Source organism: Streptomyces sp. 378 (genome assembly GCF_030124145.1).
Taxonomy (GTDB): domain Bacteria; phylum Actinomycetota; class Actinomycetes; order Streptomycetales; family Streptomycetaceae; genus Streptomyces.
In genome coordinates this window covers 145,923-165,864 of sequence record NZ_JASKMS010000017.1, presented here as the reverse complement: position 1 = coordinate 165,864, position 19,942 = coordinate 145,923, and the positions used below count along the sequence as shown (strand labels likewise).

Annotated in this window: 21 protein-coding genes; 12 read left to right on the top strand and 9 right to left on the bottom strand. The window is 70.9% G+C overall.

The features are described 5' to 3' along the window. Positions 1 to 169: 169 nt before the first annotated feature. Positions 170 to 286, bottom strand: a complete 117-nt coding sequence (locus QNO09_RS23165; RefSeq protein ID WP_099054755.1) for an SGM_5486 family transporter-associated protein — start codon at positions 284 to 286, stop codon at positions 170 to 172. 66 nt (positions 287 to 352) lie between these two features. Beyond that, positions 353 to 1,720 (bottom strand): CynX/NimT family MFS transporter, encoded by a 1,368-nt coding sequence (locus QNO09_RS23160; protein ID WP_283972163.1) that lies wholly within the window; start codon positions 1,718 to 1,720, stop codon positions 353 to 355. Positions 1,721 to 1,790: 70 nt separating this feature from the next. Here QNO09_RS23160 and QNO09_RS23155 point away from each other — a divergent pair, with 70 nt between their 5' ends. Beyond that, positions 1,791 to 2,483: a FadR/GntR family transcriptional regulator gene (locus QNO09_RS23155; protein WP_283972162.1), complete on the top strand. Its 693-nt coding sequence runs from the start codon at positions 1,791 to 1,793 to the stop codon at positions 2,481 to 2,483. On the opposite strand, the gene QNO09_RS23150 is transcribed toward QNO09_RS23155, so the two are convergent. The 3 genes from QNO09_RS23150 to fabG all read right to left on the bottom strand — a co-directional run bounded on the left by QNO09_RS23150 (position 2,461) and on the right by fabG (position 4,452). Further along, entirely contained in the window at positions 2,461 to 2,811 is a 351-nt protein-coding gene (locus QNO09_RS23150; RefSeq protein WP_283972161.1) for a hypothetical protein, read from the bottom strand. The genes QNO09_RS23155 and QNO09_RS23150 overlap by 23 nt on opposite strands. 163 nt (positions 2,812 to 2,974) lie before the next feature. Next, complete coding sequence (gene fabI, locus QNO09_RS23145) at positions 2,975 to 3,742, bottom strand: enoyl-ACP reductase FabI (RefSeq protein WP_283972160.1); 768 nt, start codon at positions 3,740 to 3,742, stop codon at positions 2,975 to 2,977. A 5-nt stretch (positions 3,743 to 3,747) separates the two neighbouring features. After that, positions 3,748 to 4,452 (bottom strand): 3-oxoacyl-[acyl-carrier-protein] reductase, encoded by a 705-nt coding sequence (gene fabG, locus QNO09_RS23140; RefSeq protein ID WP_283972159.1) that lies wholly within the window; start codon positions 4,450 to 4,452, stop codon positions 3,748 to 3,750. Positions 4,453 to 4,721: 269 nt separating this feature from the next. Between fabG and QNO09_RS23135 the strand changes: the two genes are divergently transcribed. The 3 genes from QNO09_RS23135 to tyrS are packed head-to-tail and all read left to right on the top strand — an operon-like array spanning position 4,722 to position 8,961. Then, entirely contained in the window at positions 4,722 to 6,245 is a 1,524-nt protein-coding gene (locus QNO09_RS23135; protein ID WP_283972158.1) for a TldD/PmbA family protein, read from the top strand. Beyond that, positions 6,242 to 7,636, top strand: coding sequence for a metallopeptidase TldD-related protein (locus QNO09_RS23130; RefSeq protein WP_283972157.1), 1,395 nt, complete (start codon positions 6,242 to 6,244; stop codon positions 7,634 to 7,636). Before QNO09_RS23135 ends, QNO09_RS23130 begins: the two co-directional genes overlap by 4 nt. Positions 7,637 to 7,692: 56 nt before the next feature. Continuing rightward, positions 7,693 to 8,961: a tyrosine--tRNA ligase gene (tyrS, locus tag QNO09_RS23125; protein WP_283972156.1), complete on the top strand. Its 1,269-nt coding sequence runs from the start codon at positions 7,693 to 7,695 to the stop codon at positions 8,959 to 8,961. A 55-nt stretch (positions 8,962 to 9,016) separates the two neighbouring features. On the opposite strand, the gene QNO09_RS23120 is transcribed toward tyrS, so the two are convergent. Next, on the bottom strand, positions 9,017 to 9,292 hold the full coding sequence (locus QNO09_RS23120; protein ID WP_283972155.1) for a GlsB/YeaQ/YmgE family stress response membrane protein: 276 nt from the start codon (positions 9,290 to 9,292) through the stop codon (positions 9,017 to 9,019). 243 nt (positions 9,293 to 9,535) lie between these two features. On the opposite strand from QNO09_RS23120, the gene QNO09_RS23115 reads away from it, so the two are divergent. Next, on the top strand, positions 9,536 to 9,931 hold the full coding sequence (locus QNO09_RS23115) for a DUF3099 domain-containing protein (RefSeq protein ID WP_283972154.1): 396 nt from the start codon (positions 9,536 to 9,538) through the stop codon (positions 9,929 to 9,931). A 218-nt stretch (positions 9,932 to 10,149) separates the two neighbouring features. Then, on the top strand, positions 10,150 to 10,362 hold the full coding sequence (locus tag QNO09_RS23110) for a hypothetical protein (RefSeq protein WP_283972153.1): 213 nt from the start codon (positions 10,150 to 10,152) through the stop codon (positions 10,360 to 10,362). Between the two features lie 229 nt (positions 10,363 to 10,591). Here the strand turns inward: QNO09_RS23110 and moaA are convergent, their stop codons facing one another. From moaA to QNO09_RS23095, 3 genes are all read right to left on the bottom strand, one after another. Further along, complete coding sequence (gene moaA, locus QNO09_RS23105; RefSeq protein ID WP_283972152.1) at positions 10,592 to 11,581, bottom strand: GTP 3',8-cyclase MoaA; 990 nt, start codon at positions 11,579 to 11,581, stop codon at positions 10,592 to 10,594. 171 nt (positions 11,582 to 11,752) lie between these two features. Further along, complete coding sequence (locus tag QNO09_RS23100) at positions 11,753 to 13,378, bottom strand: monocarboxylic acid transporter (protein WP_283972151.1); 1,626 nt, start codon at positions 13,376 to 13,378, stop codon at positions 11,753 to 11,755. Further along, positions 13,375 to 13,731 carry a DUF485 domain-containing protein gene (locus tag QNO09_RS23095; RefSeq protein ID WP_283972150.1) on the bottom strand — a complete coding sequence of 119 codons (357 nt, stop codon included), beginning with the start codon at positions 13,729 to 13,731 and terminating at the stop codon, positions 13,375 to 13,377. Before QNO09_RS23095 ends, QNO09_RS23100 begins: the two co-directional genes overlap by 4 nt. Positions 13,732 to 13,984: 253 nt before the next feature. On the opposite strand from QNO09_RS23095, the gene QNO09_RS23090 reads away from it, so the two are divergent. The 6 genes from QNO09_RS23090 to QNO09_RS23065 all read left to right on the top strand — a co-directional run bounded on the left by QNO09_RS23090 (position 13,985) and on the right by QNO09_RS23065 (position 19,897). Then, the gene (locus QNO09_RS23090) at positions 13,985 to 15,514 is read left to right on the top strand and encodes a S8 family peptidase (RefSeq protein WP_283972149.1); all 1,530 of its coding nucleotides are present in this window, start codon (positions 13,985 to 13,987) and stop codon (positions 15,512 to 15,514) included. Between the two features lie 62 nt (positions 15,515 to 15,576). Then, on the top strand, positions 15,577 to 17,103 hold the full coding sequence (locus QNO09_RS23085) for a S8 family peptidase (RefSeq protein WP_283972148.1): 1,527 nt from the start codon (positions 15,577 to 15,579) through the stop codon (positions 17,101 to 17,103). 170 nt (positions 17,104 to 17,273) lie between these two features. Beyond that, positions 17,274 to 18,299 carry a CopD family protein gene (locus QNO09_RS23080; protein WP_283972147.1) on the top strand — a complete coding sequence of 342 codons (1,026 nt, stop codon included), beginning with the start codon at positions 17,274 to 17,276 and terminating at the stop codon, positions 18,297 to 18,299. Further along, positions 18,296 to 18,457, top strand: a complete 162-nt coding sequence (locus tag QNO09_RS23075) for a hypothetical protein (protein WP_283972146.1) — start codon at positions 18,296 to 18,298, stop codon at positions 18,455 to 18,457. Before QNO09_RS23080 ends, QNO09_RS23075 begins: the two co-directional genes overlap by 4 nt. Positions 18,458 to 18,582: 125 nt before the next feature. Further along, complete coding sequence (locus QNO09_RS23070) at positions 18,583 to 19,584, top strand: DEDDh family exonuclease (protein ID WP_283972145.1); 1,002 nt, start codon at positions 18,583 to 18,585, stop codon at positions 19,582 to 19,584. Between the two features lie 79 nt (positions 19,585 to 19,663). Further along, on the top strand, positions 19,664 to 19,897 hold the full coding sequence (locus tag QNO09_RS23065) for a metallothionein (RefSeq protein WP_078615365.1): 234 nt from the start codon (positions 19,664 to 19,666) through the stop codon (positions 19,895 to 19,897). Positions 19,898 to 19,942 lie beyond the last annotated feature (45 nt).

The window sequence follows — 19,942 nt, the reverse complement described above, 5'->3', positions numbered from 1 at the left end:
CCTCCGCTCTCCGAGTGGTCGGTGACCGTCTCGCGGTCACACCCTCGAAGCTACGGAATCCGCGGCTGCCGACCCATCCGGTGATCCACCCACTTGACCCTGACCCTCACCCCCTAGGGGACAGGGGGGCTAACCCCACCATGGGCGCCATGGGCCGGGTGTGCGCCGGTCATGGTGAGGCGATGGTCGCGATGACGGCGATGATGATGAAGATCGCGAAGAAGGCCCCGAAGACGAGCAGCATCTTCTTCTGACCGTGCTGGGGGTTCGGGTCGAGCACTGGCATGGGGCCAGTCTCCCACCCGGGATGCCCGCCGGGTGCCCCGGGGTGTCCCCGGGTCCCGGGCGGGATTCAGCGGGCGGCCTCGTCCTCCACCGTGCGGTCGCGGCCGGCCAGGAAGCCGACGGCCATCTGCGGGATCATCAGGGCGCTCATCAGCGCGATCGGCAGGCCCCAGCCGCCGCTGTGCTGGTAGAGGACGCCCACCAGCAGCGGTCCGGGGATGGAGATCAGGTAGCCGGTGCTCTGCGCGAACGCCGACAGCCGGGCCACGCCGGGGCCGGTCCTGGCCCGCATGCCGACCATGGTCAGGGCGAGCGGGAAGGCGCAGTTGGCGATGCCCAGCAGCACGGCCCAGGCCCAGGCTCCGGCGGCGGGCGCGAGGTACAGCCCCGCGTAGCCGGCGAGGCCGCAGACGCCCAGGGCGAGCACGATCGGGCCCTGGTGGGGCAGCCGGGTGGCCAGGCGGGGTATGACGAAGGCCAGGGGCACGCCCATGACCATGGTGACGGCCAGCAGCAGGCCGGCGGTGCCGGCGGGCACACCGGCGTCCCGGAAGATCTGCGCCATCCAGCCCATGGTGATGTAGGCGGCGGTGGCCTGGAGCCCGAAGAAGACGGCCAGGGCCCAGGCGGTACGGCTGCGGATCATCCGCAGCCGGGGCGCCTCCTCGCGCGCGTGCCCGGCCGTGTCGGGGACCTGCGGTTCCCCACCCTGGGCGGGCCCGTCGCCGCCGGCCCGGGCGGCCTCGACCTCCTCCCCCGCCCCGGGCGGTGTGACGCGCCCTCGGACGAAGGGCAGCCAGGGCAGGACCGCCGCCACGGCGAGCCCCGCCCACAGGGCCAGGCCCGTCTGCCAGCTGCCGCCGAGGGCGTCGGTCAAGGGCACCGTCACGGCGGCCGCGAGGGCGGTGCCGAGGGCGAGGGCCATCGAGTACAGGCCGGTCATGGAACCCACGCGGTCGGGGAACCAGTGCTTGACGATGACCGGCATCAGGACGTTGCTGACCGCGATGCCCATCAAGGCCAGGGCACTGCCGACCAGGAAGCCGGCCGTGCCGCCGACGTAGGGGCGGACGATCAGGCCGGTGGCGATGGCGGCCATGCCGGCGCACACCACGGCGCCCGCGGTGAAGCGGCGGGCCAGCCGCGGGGCCATGACGCCGAAGGCGGCGAAGCACAGCGGCGGCACGGAGGTGAGCAGTCCGGCCACGCTGCCGCTCATGCCGAGTCCGTCGCGGACCTCCTCCAGGAGGGCGCCGAGGCTGGTGATGGCGGGGCGGAGGTTCAGCGCGGACAGCACGATGCCGAGGACGAGCAGCCGCATCGTCCACACGCGTGTGGACGCGCCGCCCGGTTTCCCGGCGTCGTGCGCGGCCGAGCCGCGTACGGGCGGGGGCGTCGTCGTCCGGGTTTCCTCACGAGGCATGAGCCCCATCATAGAATCATAGGATGATTGACTGTCCAGTGGCCGGCTGCCCTCCGGCACCCCGCGCGTGGGAAGGTGTGCCATGCCCCTGAGCCATCCCCGTCGTTCGGCCCTGTCCGAGCAGGTCATCGCCGCGTTGCGGGCGCAGATCACCTCGGGCGAGTGGCCCGTCGGCTCCCGGATCCCGACCGAGCCCGAACTGGTCGAGCAGCTGGGCGTCGCGCGCAACACGGTCCGTGAGGCCGTTCGCGCCCTGTCGCACAACGGGCTGCTGGACATTCGCCAGGGTTCCGGCACGTACGTCGTGGCGACGAGCGAGCTGGCGGGGGTGATGCAGCGGCGGTTCGCCGAGGCCGACCCCCGGCACATCGCCGAGCTGCGCTCCACGCTGGAGTCGGCCGCCGCCCGGCTCGCCGCCGAGCGGCGCACGGAGAGGGACCTCAAGCAGCTCGACGCACTGCTCCTGCGGCGCGAACAGGCCTGGGAGTCGGGCGACAAGGAGGCGTTCGTGACGGCGGACGCGACCTTTCACCTGGCCGTGGTGTCCGCCTCCCACAACGACGTGATGACGGCCATGTACGCGGATCTGGGCGAGGTGCTGCGGGACTGGCTGCGCGAGGACGTCGGCGAGAGGCTGACCCCGGAGACGCACATGGACCACGGGCGGCTGCTGGAGGCGATCCGCGCGGGCGAGGCGGACACGGCGGCGGCGGAGGCCGCGCGCTATCCCTTCCTGTGCCGGCTGGGCGGGGTCAGCTCTCCCTCCGGTGACTGATCCACACGTCGCCGACCTCTTTCCAGCACCGTCCGGTCAGCCGCACGGTCTGCGCGGGCCCGGCCGCGACCGGCGAGCTGTCGGTGTCGATGTCCCACCAGCGTGCGCACTCCACGTGCAGGCTCACGCGGTCGGTCTCCGGGTACGGGTTGTGGCAGTACACGGTCACCCTGGAGCCGGTCACACGGATCCGGCAGGCCGCGCCGAAGGGCTCGGCGGACTCACGCTCGTCGGCCGGCACACGCGCGCGGGGCACCGCCTCGTACGCCACGGTCAGCACGAGCGCGGCGACGACGGACAGTGAGGCCATTCGGCGGGAGAAGCGCACAAGGGGACCTCCTCGGCCGTGCTGGGGAGGGGCTCGCGTGGTGAACGCGTACTCCAGAGTGCCCAGTTGCGGGCCTTGCCCGCCCGGCCTGCTGAGCCGAACGGGTGACGCCCCGCTCCCCACGCGCTGCGGGAAACGGGGCGTCGCCGGACGCGGGGGGGGATCAGGCTCCGATGGCGTGCAGACCACCGTCCACGTGGATGATCTCGCCCGTGGTCTTCGGGAACCAGTCGCTCAGCAGTGCCACGACACCGCGGCCGGCCGGCTCCGGGTCCTTCAGGTCCCACTCCAGCGGGGAGCGGGAGTCCCACACGGACGCCAGCTCACCGAAGCCCGGGATGGACTTGGCGGCCATGGAACCGAGCGGACCGGCCGAGACCAGGTTGCAGCGGATGTTCTGCTTGCCCAGGTCACGGGCCATGTAGCGGCTGGTGGCCTCCAGGGCGGCCTTGGCCGGGCCCATCCAGTCGTACTGCGGCCAGGCGAACTGCGCGTCGAACGTCAGACCGACGACGGAGCCGCCGTTCTGCATCAGCGGCAGGCAGGCCATGGTCAGCGACTTCAGGGAGTACGCCGAGACGTGCATGGCGGTGGCCACCGACTCGAACGGCGTGTTGAGGAAGTTGCCGCCGAGGGCGTCCTGCGGGGCGAAGCCGATGGAGTGGACGACCCCGTCGAGGCCGCCGAGCTCCTCGCCGACGATGTCGGCCAGGCGGCCGAGGTGCTCGTCGTTCGTCACGTCGAGCTCGATGACCTTGGTGGGCTTGGGCAGCTTCTTGGCGATGCGTTCGGTCAGCGTGGGCCGCGGGAACGCCGTGAGGATGACCTCGGCGCCCTGCTCCTGGGCCAGCTTGGCGGTGTGGAAGGCGATGGAGGCCTCCGTCAGCACACCGGTGATCAGGACGCGCTTGCCCTCGAGAATTCCGCTCATGGTGATCAGTGACCCATTCCCAGTCCGCCGTCAACCGGGATGACGGCTCCAGTGATGTACGAGGCGTCGTCCGAGGCGAGGAACCGCACCGTCGCGGCGATCTCCTCCGGCTGGGCGTACCGGCCGAGCGGAACCTGCTTCACGATGTTCTCGCGCTGCTCGTCGGTGAGCGCCTTGGTCATGTCGGTGTCGACGAAGCCGGGCGCGACGACGTTGAAGGTGATGTTGCGCGAGCCCAGCTCACGGGCGAGGGAACGCGCGAAGCCGACCAGCGCGGCCTTGGAGGCGGCGTAGTTCGCCTGGCCGGGACCGCCGTACAGTCCGACGACCGACGAGATGAGCACCACCCGGCCCTTCTTGGCGCGCAGCATGCCGCGGTTGGCGCGCTTGACCACGCGGAAGGTGCCGGTGAGGTTGGTGTCGATGACCGAGGTGAAGTCCTCCTCGGACATGCGCATCAGGAGCTGGTCCTTGGTGATGCCGGCGTTGGCGATGAGGATCTCGACGGGGCCGTGGGCCTCCTCGATCTCCTTGTAGGCCTGCTCCACCTGCTCGGCATCGGTGATGTCGCACCTGACCGCCAGGAAGCCGGTGGGCGGCTCACCCGAGCGGTATGTGATGGCGACCTTGTCGCCGGCATCGGCGAAAGCGCGGGCGATGGCGAGGCCGATGCCCCGGTTGCCTCCGGTGACGAGAACCGAGCGGCTCAACGGATCACCCTTTCCATAGCGGTCTGATACCCCGCCCGGCGCCTGGACGACAGGCGGTGACGACAGGCGGCTTCCTCGAAAACCTATCGGTCCGGGCAGCCCCGCGGACAATCGGGCACCGACAGTGGCGTAGGGGACTCGCTGTCGGATCCCTACAGAAAGCCTCTTGTCCGACCCATCAAACTCATGGCCCGCGCGCGGGATGGACGACATGATCGGAGCAGTCAGACGCACGGCAACCACGGTCACCACGACAGAAAGAGACGGCGGTGCCTCATACCATCGACGAGGCCTTCACGGCCCTCCCCCTACGCGCCCTCGCCGACGCGGCCCTCGCACGCGCGCGTGCGCTGGGCGCCGAGCACGCGGACTTCCGCTTCGAACGGGTGCGGGGCGCATCCTGGCGGTTCCGGGACGCCAAGCCCGCCGGGTCGTCGGACACCACCGACCTCGGGTACGCGGTGCGGGTGGTGCACGGCGGTACGTGGGGCTTCGCCTCCGGCGTCGACCTCACCATGGACGCCGCCGCCAGGGTCGCCGGGCAGGCGGTGGCGATGGCCAGGCTGTCCGCCCAGGTGATCAAGGCGGCCGGGTCCGACGAGCACGTCGAGCTGGCCGACGAGCCGGTGCACGCGGACAAGACGTGGATCTCGTCGTACGAGATGGACCCCTTCTCCGTGCCCGACGAGGAAAAGGCCGGGCTGATCGCGGAGTGGAGCGCGCGGCTGCTGGCGGCCGACGGGGTCGACCATGTCGATTCCTCGCTGCTCACGGTCCACGAGAACAAGTTCTACGCCGATACCGCCGGGACCGTGACCACGCAGCAACGGGTGCGGCTGCACCCGGTCTTCAACGCGGTCTCGGTCGACGAGTCGAGCGGCGAGTTCGACTCGATGCGCACCCTCGCGCCGCCGGTGGGACGCGGCTGGGAGTACCTGCGGGGCACCGGCTGGGACTGGGAGGGCGAGCTGGAGCGGATCCCGGAGCTGCTCGCCGAGAAGATGCGCGCGCCGAGCGTCGAGCCGGGCCTGTACGACCTGGTCGTCGACCCGTCCAACCTGTGGCTGACCATCCACGAGTCCATCGGGCACGCCACCGAGCTCGACCGGGCCCTCGGCTACGAGGCCGCCTACGCGGGCACCTCCTTCGCCACCTTCGATCAGCTGAACAGGCTGCGCTACGGCTCGGAGCTGATGAACGTCACCGGCGACCGCACCGCCGAGCACGGCCTGGCCACCATCGGGTACGACGACGAGGGCGTCGCGGGCCAGTCCTGGGACCTGGTCAAGGACGGCACGCTCGTCGGCTACCAGCTGGACCGGCGCATCGCGAAGCTGACCGGCTTCGAGCGGTCCAACGGCTGCGCCTACGCGGACTCCCCCGGACACGTGCCGGTGCAGCGCATGGCCAACGTGTCGTTGCGGCCGGACCCGGCCGGAATGTCCACCGAGGACCTCATCGGCGGCGTCGAGCGCGGCATCTACGTCGTCGGCGACCGGTCCTGGTCGATCGACATGCAGCGCTACAACTTCCAGTTCACCGGTCAGCGCTTCTACCGCATCGAGAACGGGCGGCTGGCCGGGCAGCTGCGCGATGTCGCCTACCAGGCGACCACCACCGACTTCTGGGGCTCGATGGCGGCGGTCGGCGGGCCGCAGACCTATGTGCTCGGCGGCGCCTTCAACTGCGGCAAGGCCCAGCCGGGCCAGGTCGCCGCCGTCTCGCACGGCTGCCCGTCGGCCCTCTTCAAGGGCGTCAGCATCCTCAACACGACCCAGGAGGCCGGTCGATGAGCGCGCGTTCCAGCAAGCCGCACGAGGTCGTCGAGCGCGCCCTCGAACTGTCCCGGGCGGACGGCTGTGTCGTCATCGCCGACGAGCAGTCCACCGCCAACCTGCGCTGGGCGGGCAACGCGCTGACCACGAACGGCGTCACGCGCGGGCGCACGCTCACCGTCGTCGCCACGGTCGACGGCAAGGAGGGCACGGCCTCCGGGGTCGTGTCCCGGTCGGCCGTGATCGCCGACGAGCTGGAGCCCCTGGTGCGGGCCGCCGAGGCCGCGGCGCGCGGCGCCGCACCCGCCGAGGACGCGCAGCCACTGGTCACGGGCGTGGAGCGGTCGCCGGAGTTCACGGAGGCTCCCGCCGAGACCTCCTCGGCCGTGTTCGCCGACTTCGCCCCGGCGCTCGGCGAGGCCTTCGCACGCGCGCGGGCCGGCGGCCGTGAGCTGTACGGCTTCGCCAACCACGAGCTGGTGTCGTCGTACGTCGGCACGTCCACCGGGCTGCGGCTGCGGCACGACCAGCCGAACGGGACGCTGGAGCTGAACGCCAAGTCCCCGGACCGCACCCGGTCCGCGTGGGCCGGGCGCTCCACCCGGGACTTCAAGGACGTCGACCCGGCGGCGCTGGACGCGGAGCTGGCCGTGCGCCTGGGGTGGGCCGAGCGGCGTGTGGAGCTGCCGGCGGGGCGCTACGAGACGCTGCTGCCGCCGACGGCCGTGGCGGACCTGCTGATCTACCAGATGTGGTCGGCGTCCGGCCGGGACGCGGTGGAGGGCCGCACGGTGTTCTCCAAGCCGGGCGGCGGCACGCGGGTCGGCGAGAAGCTCACCGACCTGCCGCTGACGCTGCGCAGCGACCCGAACGAGCCGGGCCTGGAGTCGGCGCCCTTCGTGATCGCGCACTCCTCGGGGGGCGATCAGTCGGTGTTCGACAACGGGCTGCCGCTCGCGGCCACCGAGTGGATGCGCGAGGGCGAGCTGCGGCACCTGACGACCAGCAGGCACAGCGCGGGCCTGACCGGGCTGCCGGTCGCGCCGGGCATCGACAACATCGTCCTGGACGGCGGCGAGGACCGTTCCCTGGACGAGATGGTCGCGAACACCGAGCGCGGGTTGCTGCTGACCTGCCTGTGGTACATCCGGGAGGTCGACCCGGCGACGCTGCTGCTGACGGGCCTGACCCGGGACGGCGTCTACCTCGTCGAGAACGGCGAGGTGACGGGCGAGGTGAACAACTTCCGGTTCAACGAGTCACCGGTCGGGGTGCTGGGCCGCGCCTCGGAGGCGGGGCGGACCGAGAAGACCCTGCCGAGGGAGTGGAGCGACTGGTTCACCAGGGCGGCGATGCCCGCGCTGCGCGTTCCCGATTTCAATATGAGCTCGGTCAGCCAGGGCGTATAACCTCGTAGTCGGCTGTCACCCGACTGCCCGAAGATCATCGAGGAGACACGAGAACCGTGACGGACATCGTCGACGAGCTGAAGTGGCGCGGGCTGTTCGCCCTGTCCACTGACGAGGACGCTTTGCGCAAGGCGCTCGCGGACGGTCCCGTCACGTTCTATTGCGGTTTCGACCCGACGGCGCCGTCGTTGCACGTGGGGCACCTGGTGCAGGTGCTCACCGTGCGCCGGCTCCAGCAGGCCGGTCACCGGCCGCTGGCGCTGGTCGGCGGGGCCACGGGCCTGATCGGCGACCCGCGCCCGACCGCGGAGCGCACGCTGAACGACCCGGAGACGGTCACCGGCTGGGTCGCCAAACTGCGCGCCCAGATCGAGCCCTTCCTGGACTTCGAGGGCGAGAACGCGGCCGTCATGGTCAACAACCTCGACTGGACGGAGGGGCTCTCCGCGATCGAGTTCCTCCGGGACATCGGCAAGCACTTCCGCGTCAACAAGATGCTGACGAAGGACTCCGTGGCCCGCCGCCTGGAGTCCTCCGAGGGCATCAGCTACACGGAGTTCAGCTACCAGCTCCTGCAGGGCATGGACTTCCTCCAGCTCTACCGGCGCCACGGCTGCACGCTGCAGCAGGGCGGCAGCGACCAGTGGGGCAACCTCACTGCGGGCCTGGACCTGATCCACCGTCTGGAGCCCGACGCGACGGTGCACGCGCTGGCGACGCCGCTGATGACCAAGGCGGACGGCACCAAGTTCGGCAAGACCGAGGGCGGCGCCGTCTGGCTCGACCCGGAGATGACGACGCCGTACGCGTTCTACCAGTTCTGGCTGAACGTGGACGACCGGGACATCTGCCGGTACCTGCGCATCCTGTCCTTCCGCTCCCGTGCGGAGCTGGAGGAGCTGGAGCGGCAGACGGAGGAGCGTCCGCAGGCCCGCGCCGCGCAACGGGCCCTCGCCGAGGAGCTGACGACGCTGGTGCACGGCGCCGACCAGACGGCCGCCGTGATCGCCGCGTCCAAGGCCCTCTTCGGGCAGGGCGAGCTGGCGGAACTCGACGAGAGGACGCTGGCCGCGGCCCTCTCCGAGGTGCCGCACATCCAGGTCGCCGAGCTCGGCCCGGCCGTCGACCTCTTCGCCGACGTCGGCCTGGTGGCCAGCAAGTCGGCCGCGCGCCGCACGGTCAAGGAGGGCGGCGCCTACGTGAACAACGTCAAGGTCGCCGGCGAGGACGCCGTCCCCGCCAAGGAGGACCTGCTGCACGGCCGCTGGCTGGTGCTGCGCCGGGGCAAGAAGAACCTGGCGGCGGTCGAGGTCGCGGGCGCGTGAGAGCACGGTGAAGGGGGCGGCCTCCGGCGGTGCCGGAAGCCGCTCCCTTGCCCCGTCAGGCCCTGCGTCTGTCCCCCCGGGCCGCCGTCCAGGCCCGGTCACCGAGACCGACGAGGATGACCGCGGCCACCAGTTGGAAGACGTGCCGCCACCAGTCGATGCCCGCCGTGGCGTCGACACCGGCCGCCCGGGCGATGGCATTGCCGGCGATGCCGCCGATCATGCCCAGGATGACGGTCAGCCACAGCGGAATATGCTGCTTGCCCGGAATGATCGCCTTGGCGAGCAGACCGAGCACCAGTCCTACGATGATCGCCCACAACCAGCCCATCGCTGCCTCCTCGTACGGCTCGACGTGAGCACTACCGTCAGTGTCGGCCCAGGTGTCCTACGCCGCATGCCGAGAGGGCCGTACGCGCTACGGCGCAGGCCGTCCGCCCCGGTGAGGCGCCACCCCGCCTCGTGGCCGACGCGGGCGCGGCGTACCGTTGAAGGTGTCCCGGCCAGGTTCCCCGACCAGCCGTGGGCGGCTACGGGGCGGGAAGACTCCGATACGGGCGGATGGTGGAATGCGATGCGGAAGCAGCGTGGCGACGGCAACGTCCAGGTTTTCCGGATCACCGGTGCCCGGACGGGACTCCAGGAAGACGTACGCGGGCGGCAGCGTCGCTACGTGATCTCGATGACGGTCCGCACGATCTCCGTGATCCTCGCGGCCACCCTGTGGAACGTCGAACGGCATGTCGCCGTCGTGGCGTTGGTGCTCGGGCTGGTGCTGCCGTACATCGCGGTGGTGATCGCGAACGCCGGGCGCGAGAACGCGCCGTCTCTGCCGTCGACGTTCGTGGCGCCGCCTGCGCGTCCGATGATCGCGCCGTCGGAGCCGGACGACGGTCCGGCGGACCCCGTCGCGGAAGATGCCGTGTCCGGGACGGTGCCGGGTGCGCGGAGCGAGTCGCACGAGCGATAGAGGTCTCCCGGGGAGAGATCACGGGAGATCAGGAAGGGAAGCCAACTTCCCGCCAAGCTCAAGAAAAGCTCAGATCTATCATGCTGTTCCAGTGCCGGGCTCGGGGTCACCCGTGACATACTTCGTACGCGCTCCGCATCCCCCGTCGGAGCGACGGACCGACGCCGGGCAGCTCCCCCCGTGGCTGCTCGGCGTCGCCTTTTCTGTGAGACGAAGCTGTGAGTGACGAGACGCCCATCTGTTCCGCGAAGGGCTGCCGTACCGACGCCGTATGGGTGCTGGCGTGGAACAACCCGAAGATCCATACGCCGGAGCGGCGCAAGACGTGGCTGGCCTGTGAGGAGCATCGCGAGCATCTGTCGCAGTTCCTCGGGGTGCGGGGTTTTCTGAAGGACGTGGTCCTGCTGAAGGAGTGGGAGTCCCAGGACTGACAGGTCCCGGAACTCCCGGCTCCGATGTTTAGTGCCGCGGCAGGCAACGTTTGCCCCGTCGCGACGCCCGGCACGCTCCCCCGTTCTCGGCTTCGCTCGAACGGGAGGGGCCCCCACCGCCGCACCGGCCGAAAGCCCAAGTACGTCCAGTACGAGGGCTTCCGGCCGGCACGCCGAGAGCACGCACCGGACGCCGCTCCTCAATGGGCAAACGTTGCCCGCCGCGGCACTAGCCTCCGATGGCCGACATCGGCCGGTCGGGCTGGACGAACGTCGGGTCGTCCAGGCCCGCTCCCGCCTTCTTGCCCCACATCGCCAGACGCCAGAGGCGGGCGATCTCCTCGTCCGGGGCGCCCGAGCGCAGGGCGGCGCGCAGGTCCGTCTCCTCCTGGGCGAACAGGCAGGTGCGGACCTGGCCGTCGGCGGTGAGGCGGGTGCGGTCGCAGGCCGCGCAGAAGGGGCGGGTGACAGAGGCGATCACACCGACCACATGCGGTCCGCCGTCGACCAGCCAGCGTTCCGCGGGGGCCGAACCGCGCTTCTCCTCGCCCTCGGCGGTCAGTTCGAAGCGGGTGCGCAGGGAGGTCAGGATGTCCCCGGCGGTGATCATGCCGTCGCGCTTCCAGCCGTGCTGGGCGTCCAGGGGCATCTGCTCGATGAAGCGCAGCTCGTAGTCGTGTTCCACGGCCCAGGCCAGCAGGTCGGGGGCCTCGTCGTCGTTGAGCCCGGGCATCAGGACCGAGTTGACCTTGACCGGGGTGAGGCCGGCGTCGCGGGCGGCGTGCAGGCCCTCGATGACGTCCTTGTGGCGGTCGCGGCGGGTGAGGGTCTTGAAGACGTCCGGGCGCAGGGTGTCCAGGGAGACGTTGACCCGGTCCAGGCCCGCCTCCTTCAGGGCGGCGGCCGTGCGCCTGAGGCCGATGCCGTTGGTGGTGAGGGACATCTGGGGGCGCGGCTCCAGGGCCGCGACGCGCTCGACGATGCCGACCAGGCCCGGACGCAGCAGGGGCTCCCCGCCGGTGAAGCGCACCTCCTCGATCCCGAGGGAAGTGACCGCGATGTCGATCAGACGGACGATCTCGTCGTCGTCGAGCAGGTCCGGCTTGGCCAGCCACTGCAGGCCCTCCTCGGGCATGCAGTACGTGCAGCGCAGGTTGCACCGGTCGGTCAGTGAGACCCTCAGGTCGGTGGCCACCCGGCCGTAGGTGTCGATGAGCACGTGGGCCCCCTCCCTCGTCGCGGATCGTGCGTGCGGCACTGTTTCTCCGACACCTGCGAGCCTACGTGACCGCACCGACAACGCCACAGACCCGATCCCACGACGCGGAACGCGGCCGCGCCGCGGGAACCTGGAGGTTCCTACGACACGGCCGCGCGGGACGGGTCGTGCTCAGTGGGCTCCGGTGCCGGTCAGGGACCGGACCTCCAGCTCCGCGTACTTCTTGGCGTCGGGCTCCTCCTTGGACAGGACCGTGCCGAGCCAGCCCATGAGGAAGCCGAACGGGATCGAGATGATGCCCGGGTTCTTGAGCGGGAACCAGGCGAAGTCGACCTCGGGGAACATCGCCTTGGGGTCGCCGGAGACGACGGGCGAGAACAGCACCAGGCCGACGGCGACGATCAGACCGCCGTAGATCGACCACAGCGCGCCCTGGGTGGTGAAGCGCTTCCAGAACAGGCTGTAGAGGATCGTCGGGAGGTTCGCGGAGGCGGCGACCGCGAAGGCGAGGGCGACCAGGCCGGCCACGTTCAGGTCGCGGGCGAGGGCGCCCAGACCGATGGAGACGACACCGATGAAGACGGTCGCCCAGCGGGCCGCGCGCACTTCCTCGGCACCGGAGGCCTGCCCCTTGCGGATGACGTTGGCGTAGATGTCGTGCGCGAAGGAGGACGACGAGGCCAGGGTGAGGCCGGCGACGACGGCGAGGATCGTCGCGAAGGCCACCGCGGAGATCGTCGCGAGCAGGATCGCGCCCCAGGTCGAGTCGACGCCGCCCAGGTGCAGGGCGAGCAGGGGTGCCGCCGTGTTGCCGGACGGGTTGGAGGCGATGATCTCTTCCTGCGAGATGAGCGCTGCGGCGCCGAAGCCGAGCGCGATCGTCATCAGGTAGAAGCCGCCGATGATGCCGATCGCCCAGTTCACGGACTTACGGGCGGCCTTGGCGTCGGGCACCGTGTAGAAGCGGATCAGGATGTGCGGCAGACCGGCGGTGCCGAGCACCAGGGCGATGCCGAGGGAGACGAAGTCCAGCTTGGAGGTGCCGGTCGCGCCGAACTGGAGGCCGGGCTCCAGGAAGGCGGCGCCCTTGCCGCTGTTCTCGGCGGCCGTGCCGAGCAGGTCGGAGATGTTGAAGTTGAACTTCAGCAGCACCAGGAAGGTGATCAGGAGGGTGCCACCGATGAGCAGCACGGCCTTGACCATCTGGACCCAGGTGGTGCCCTTCATACCGCCGATGGAGACGTAGACGATCATCAGCAGGCCGACGAGGGCGACGATGAGGATCTTGCCGGCGTCGGAGGTGATGCCGAGCAGCAGCGAGACGAGGACGCCCGCGCCGGCCATCTGCGCCAGCAGGTAGAAGATCGACACCACGATCGTGGACGTCCCGGCCGCGGTGCGGACCGGGCGCTGGCGCATGCGGTACGCGAGGACGTCGCCCATGGTGTAGCGGCCGGAGTTGCGCAGCGGCTCGGCCACCAGGAGCAGGGCGACCAGCCAGGCGACCAGGAAGCCGATGGAGTAGAGGAAGCCGTCGTAGCCGAAGAGGGCGATGGCGCCGGCGATGCCGAGGAACGACGCGGCCGACATGTAGTCGCCGGAGACGGCGAGGCCGTTCTGGAAGGCGCTGAACTGGCGTCCGCCGGCGTAGAAGTCGGCGGCGTCCTTGGTCTGGCGGCCCGCCCAGACGGTGATGCCGAGGGTCGCGAGGACGAACAGCGCGAACAGGGTGATGATCAGCGGGCGGTGCTCACTGGCCTCGTTCGCGGCGAGAAAGGTCTGCTGTACGGGGCTCATGCGCCGCTCTCCATCCGGGTCTTGATGGCCTCGGCCTTGGGGTCGAGCTTCGCGGCGGCGTGCCGCGAGTACCACCAGGCGATGAGGAACGTGGTGACGAACTGGGCGACGCCGAGGACGAAGGCGACGTTGATGTTGCCGAACAGCTTGGTGCCCATGAAGCCGCCCGCGTAGTTCGAGAGCAGGACGTAGAGCAGGTACCAGGCGATGAAGCCGACGGTCAGCGGGAAGGCGAACGAGCGGTAGGCGCGGCGCAGTTCACCGAACTCCGCGCTCTCGTGCACCTCGGTGAACTCCTCGGGTGAGGGGAGTTTGTGTTGCTCTTTCGAGGGGGGCGGTGCGTCGGTGGCCACGGAGTCTCCTCGCAATGAAGGAAGCGGTTGTGAACGGGGACGGGGGCGAGTGTCCTCGCGCTCCCTGCTCAACGTCACGGCGGCACGCGAGAACCGGTTCAACGGCCCGGCGTTCTTTCCGAAGTCGTTTCGACAAAGCGTTGCTGGCCAGCGAGGGGCCGGGATAGCTTCGCCCTGCACCACACGTCATGTACCTGCCCGAGCACCACCTGTGCCTCGGGCCGGTTTCGTTTCCGGAGGATGTGGAGACCCCATGTCTCACTTGCGTTCCAGACGCCGGCTCGCCCTCGCCGTGCCCGTCGTGCTGTCCCTGACGGCCTCGCTGGGCTTCCTGCCGGCCGCCGCGTCGGCGGCCCCGCACACGGAGTCGGCCACCCGGACGGCGGACGCGCCCACGCTGGCGTACGTCGTCAACACCAAGCTGGACCGCCACACGATCGCGTCGGTGAAGAAGGCGATCGGAAAGGCCGACGGATCGGTCGTGACCACGTACGGGCGGATCGGCGTGATCGTCGTCCACTCCTCGAACCCCGACTTCGCCAAGACGATCCGCAAGGCGCGCGGGGTCCAGTCGGCGGGTGCGACGCGGACGGCGCCCCTGACGGCCGCGGGGACGAAGGAGGAGGGCGCGGTCGAGTACCTGACGGCCGCCCAGGCGAAGCGCACCGAGGCCGCCTCGGCGAAGACGCCCGAGAGCGAGCCCCTCGAGGCGGACCAGTGGGACCTGCGCGCGATCGGCGCCGACAAGGCCGCACAGATCAACCCGGGCAGCCGCAAGGTGACCGTGGCCGTGATCGACACCGGCGTGGACGACACCCACCCCGACATCGCCCCGAACTTCTCCGCGTCCCAGTCCGCCAACTGCGCCGGCGGCAAGCCCGACACCAGCGAGGGCGCCTGGCGGCCCTACACCCCCGAGGACTACCACGGCACGCATGTCGCGGGTGAGATAGCCGCCGCCCGCAACGGCGTCGGCGTCGCGGGCGTCGCTCCCGGTGTGAAGGTGTCCAGCATCAATGTGACCGACCGGGCGAACGGCCTCTTCTACCCGGAGAGCGTCGTGTGCGCGTTCGTGTTCGCCGCCGACCACGGCGTCGAGATCACCAACAACAGCTACTACGTCGACCCGTGGCTGTACAACTGCATGGACGACCCGGACCAGCGGGCCATCGTCGACGCGGTCAACCGGGCGCAGCTGTACGCCCAGAAGAAGGGCACGCTCAACGTCGCCGCGGCGGGCAACTCCAACCACGACCTGGACGCGGACGCCATCGTCGACGACTCCAGCCCCGACGACTCCACCCCGGTCGAGCGCACCATCGACCCGCACGAGTGCTTCGACGTGCCGAACCAGCTGCCGGGTGTCGTCACGGTGAGCTCGACGGGCGTCGAGAACGAGAAGTCGTACTTCTCGACCTACGGCAAGGGCGTCGTCGACGTCGCCGCGCCGGGTGGCGACGCGCGCTACCAGATACCCGACACGCCCTCGAAGAACGGCCGCATCCTGTCCACCATGCCGAACGGCGCGTGGGGCTTCCTGCAGGGCACCTCGATGGCCTCGCCGCACGCCTCCGGCGTCGCCGCGCTGCTGAAGTCCAAGTACCCCTGGGCGTCTCCGGCCCAGCTCCAGGCCCTGTTGAAGGCCCAGGCCGACAAGACCGCCTGCCCCGCCTCCTACGACCAGGACGGCGACGGCACCCAGGACGCGGTCTGCGAGGGCGGCAAGCGCGTCAACGGCTTCTACGGCCACGGCATCGTCAACGCGCTGCGCGCGGTCAAGTGACCCGACCCGCCACCGAGACCTTCCGCAAGATCAGCTCGTACCGTGAACGAACTGGAGACACCATGACTGCGCCGTACACGCGCTACCGTCGCGCCGTCGCGATCCCGGCCGGGATGGCCATGGCCACGGCCCTCGCGTTCCTGCCGAACACGATGGCCACGGCCGCCGAGGACGCCCCTGCTCCCGCAGCGGCCCCGGCCGACGCGACCCCGCTCAGCTACGTCGTCAACGTCAAGCCGGGGTACGGCACTTCGGCGCACGTGAAGAAGGCCGTCGCCAAGGCCGGCGGCACGATCGTGACGTCGTACGACCAGATCGGCGTCATCGTCGTCCACTCCTCGAACGCCGACTTCGCCAAGACCATGCGCACGGTGCGCGGTGTGCAGTCGGCGGGTGCCACCCGCACCGCGCCGCTGCCCTCGGCGTCGACGGGCGACCTGGGCGCGCCGAAGGTGCTGAGCGCGACCGAGGTCGCGAAGGCCGAGGGTGCCGCCGGGCAGGACCCGCTGGAGTCCCTGCAGTGGGACCTGCCCGCCATCAAGGCGGACAAGGCGCACGAGAAGACGCTGGGCAGCAAGAAGGTCACGGTCGCCGTGATCGACACCGGTGTGGACGACACCCACCCCGACATCGCGCCCAACTTCGACCGCGAGGCGTCGGTCAACTGCGTGACGGGCAAGCCCGACACGTCCGACGGGGCCTGGCGGCCGAGCGCGGCGGAGAGCCCGCACGGCACCCACGTCGCCGGTGAGATCGCCGCCGCCAAGAACGGCGTCGGCATGACCGGTGTCGCGCCCGGCGTGAAGGTCTCCGGCATCAAGGTGTCCACCACGGCCGGCTTCTTCTACACCGAGGCCGTGGTGTGCGGCTTCGTGTGGGCGGCCGAGCACGGGGTCGACGTGACGAACAACAGCTATTACACGGACCCCTGGTACTTCAACTGCAAGAACGACCCGGACCAGAAGGCGCTCGTGGAGGCCGTCACGCGGGCCTCGCGGTACGCGGAGAGGAAGGGCGCGGTCAACGTCGCCGCGGCCGGCAACGAGAACTACGACCTGGCCTCCGACGAGATCACCGACCCGTCGTCCCCGAACGACACCACCCCGGGCGACCGGGTCGTCGACCCCTCGAAGTGCCTCGACATCCCGACCCAGCTGCCGGGGGTCGTCACGGTCGCCTCGACGGGCGCGAAGGGCATCAAGTCGTCCTTCTCCAACCACGGTCTGGGCGTCGTCGACATTGCCGCCCCGGGCGGTGACTCGACCGCCTACCAGAAGCCGGACGCGCCGGCCACGAGCGGCCTCATCCTGGGCACGTTGCCGGGCGGCAAGTGGGGCTACATGGCCGGTACGTCGATGGCGTCCCCGCACGTCGCGGGCGTCGCCGCCCTCATCAAGTCGACGCACCCGTACGCCTCTCCGGCCCTGGTGAAGGCCCTGCTGTACGCGGAGGCCGACGCCACCCCGTGCACGGACCCGTACGACATCGACGCCGACGGCAAGATCGACGCGGTGTGCGAGGGCTCGAAGAACCGCAACGGCTTCTACGGCTGGGGCATCGCGGACGCGCTGGACGCGGTCACCAAGTAGAGCCCGTGTAAGGGCGACCCGGGCCGGGCGGGGACACCCGCCCGGCCCGTTTCGTGTCCACGGCCGACGGACGTGCCCAGGGATGTGCGGCTGCGTCGGCCGACCGAATGCCAGGTCGATCGCGTTCCGCCGACTTGCCCGGCCGTGTGGAGGTTGGTGAAGATCCTGGGGTGACCTTGACAAGACCCACCCCCGGGCCGGCCGATCCGTGTGAGCCCGCCCCGAGGCTCGGTGCGGGCCGGGCGTCGGCGGTCCTGGCGCTGGTGACGCTGGCCGCGCTGATCCCGCTGCTCGGCCCCTCCGCCGCGCTGCACGGCACCGGGGAGGCACAGGCGCCCGGCGCCGGCGGCATGGGCCTGCTGCGCACGGTGCTGTTCGCGGCGCTGTGCATACCCATCGGGGAGATATTCGTGAACCGGCTGGCGCGATCGCTGCCCGGACCGGAGAACGATCCCCTGGGTATGCCCCGCAGTTGGTCCCCCCTCGCGGCCACCGCCGGTTGCCTCGCCGCCCTCGGGCTCGCCTCGGTCGTGGCCACCGGCAATCTCGTGCCGGACGACCTGGCGGACATCGACGTCGGGGGCCTCTACGCCTCCCGGGACGGCAAGCTCGCTCTGCTGGAGGTCAACGCGTTCCTGGTGGCGGGGTTGTGCGCCGTGTCGCGCCGGCCGGTCACCCAGGTGTGGCCGCTGGCCGCCGTGGTCGTGGCCGAGGCCCTGCGCGCACACCCCACGAGCGAGCACAGTCCCCTCATCGGCTCCGGGCTGACGCTCGTCCATCTGCTCTGTGCTGCGCTGTGGGCGGGCGGACTGCTGCACGCGCTGCGCGTCCTGCGGCTCCGGCACGTCCGCGACGGCACGGCGGCGGGCGTGGCGCTGCTGGGGCTCTACGCGCGCGTGGCGGTCGTGCTGCTCGCCGTCATCACCGCGACGGGTGTGTGCAGTTCCCTGCGCCGGATGCCGCCGGAGACCATCCTGGAGCAGCTGACCGGGACGGCGTACGGGCGGGCGCTGCTCGCCAAGGTGGTTCTCGTGGCCGCCGTCGCCGCCCTCGCCCTGTGGGCCCGGCGGCGGTTGCGCCGGGCGGCCGACCCCTGGACCGCCTGCGCCCCGGCCCGGGCGGAGGTCGTCGCCCTGGGCCTGGTCGTCGCGGCGTCCGGGCTGCTGACGGTGCTTCCGGTGCCCATCCGCTGGTGACGCCGCTGCCTCTGGGACGGCCCGCAGCTCTCGTCGCGGCCGGGTCCCCGCGCTCCGAGCGCGCCGTCGGCCGGCCGGGCCGGGGCGGCCGGTATCCGCCGGTCCGGTACGGGGCGACGACGGACGACGGCGTACGAGAGGCCCCGCTGATCGACTGAGGGTCGATCAGACGTACGCCCCACGAACGGACAGACCGGACAAGACGCCTGAGGGAGTATCGGAAGAACGGACGATCGCCCCTGGCGGCCCGCGGTGTCAGTCGTGGCCCGTATCCTCAGGAACCATGCTGGAAGACCTGACGACCGCAGTGTTCTCAGCCACACCGTGGCCGACCGCGTATCCCAAGGGGTACGCGGTCGTTGACGTGGAGACCACGGGCCTGGCCCGGGACGACCGCATCATCTCCGCGGCGGTCTACCGGCTGGACGAGCGCGGCGAGGTCGAGGACCACTGGTACACGACGGTCAACCCCGAGCGCGACCCGGGCCCCGTGTGGATCCACGGGCTGACGAGTGAGGCGCTCGAAGGCGCACCCCTCTTCCCGGACATCGCCGAGGAGTTCACGGCCCGGCTGGCGGGACGCGTGCTCGTCGCCCACAACGCCGTCTTCGACTGGCAGATGATCGCCCGGGAGTACGCGCGCGCCGAGCGCGAGGCGCCGGTGCGGCAGCGGCTGTGCACCATCGCGCTCTCCAAGGAGCTCGGGCTGCCGCTGCCCAACCACAAGCTGGAGTCCCTCGCCGCGCACTTCGGCGTCGTCCAGCAGCGGGCCCACCACGCGCTGGACGACGCCCGCGTGCTGGCGGAGGCGTTCCGGCCGAGCCTGCGGGCCGCGGCGGCGAACAACGTACGGCTGCCGCTGCACGAGTGCCGGCCGCTGACCGAGTGGAGGGACCGCCCCGCCGCGCCCCGCATCGGACAGCAGGCGGGCCCGGGGGGATACGGCACCTACCGGCCGAGCAGTTGGCGCCCGGCCCGCAAACGCCCCGCCTGCCCCTACCCCAACCCCGGCCGCTACGAGCCGGGCGGGCGGCTCAAGCAGGGCATGCGCGTCGCCTTCTCGGGTGACACCTCCGTCGAGCGGGACCTGCTGGAGGACCGCGCGAGCGAGGCCGGGCTGCACGTGGCCACGAGTCTGTCCCGGCTGACCAGCCTGCTCGTCACCAACGACCCGGACTCGGGCACGTCCAAGGTCGTCAAGGCCCGGCAGTTCGGTACGCCGGTGGTGGACGAGGCGGCGTTCGGGCAACTCCTCGCGGATGTGGAGCCGGCGTCGGAGGGATGACCGTACGGACGGGTGATAACCGGGCGACTCGCCCGGCGACCGCTCGCCCGCGCGGGGGCGACGGCCCACCCTGTGGCGCATGGCGACCTGTGAGGTATGTGGCAATCAGTACGGAATGACCTTCGAGGTGCACGCGCAGGGTGCGGTGCACGTCTTCGACTGCTTCTCCTGCGCGATCCACCGCATGGCCCCCATCTGCGAGCACTGCCGGGTGCAGATCATCGGCCAGGGCGTCGAGGTCGAGGGCCACTGGTACTGCGGCGCCCACTGCGCCCGCGCGGAGGGAAAGGCAGGAATTGTCGACAAGGTATGAACCCGTACCCACCCGAACGCACCCCACGACCGAGTTGTACGGTCG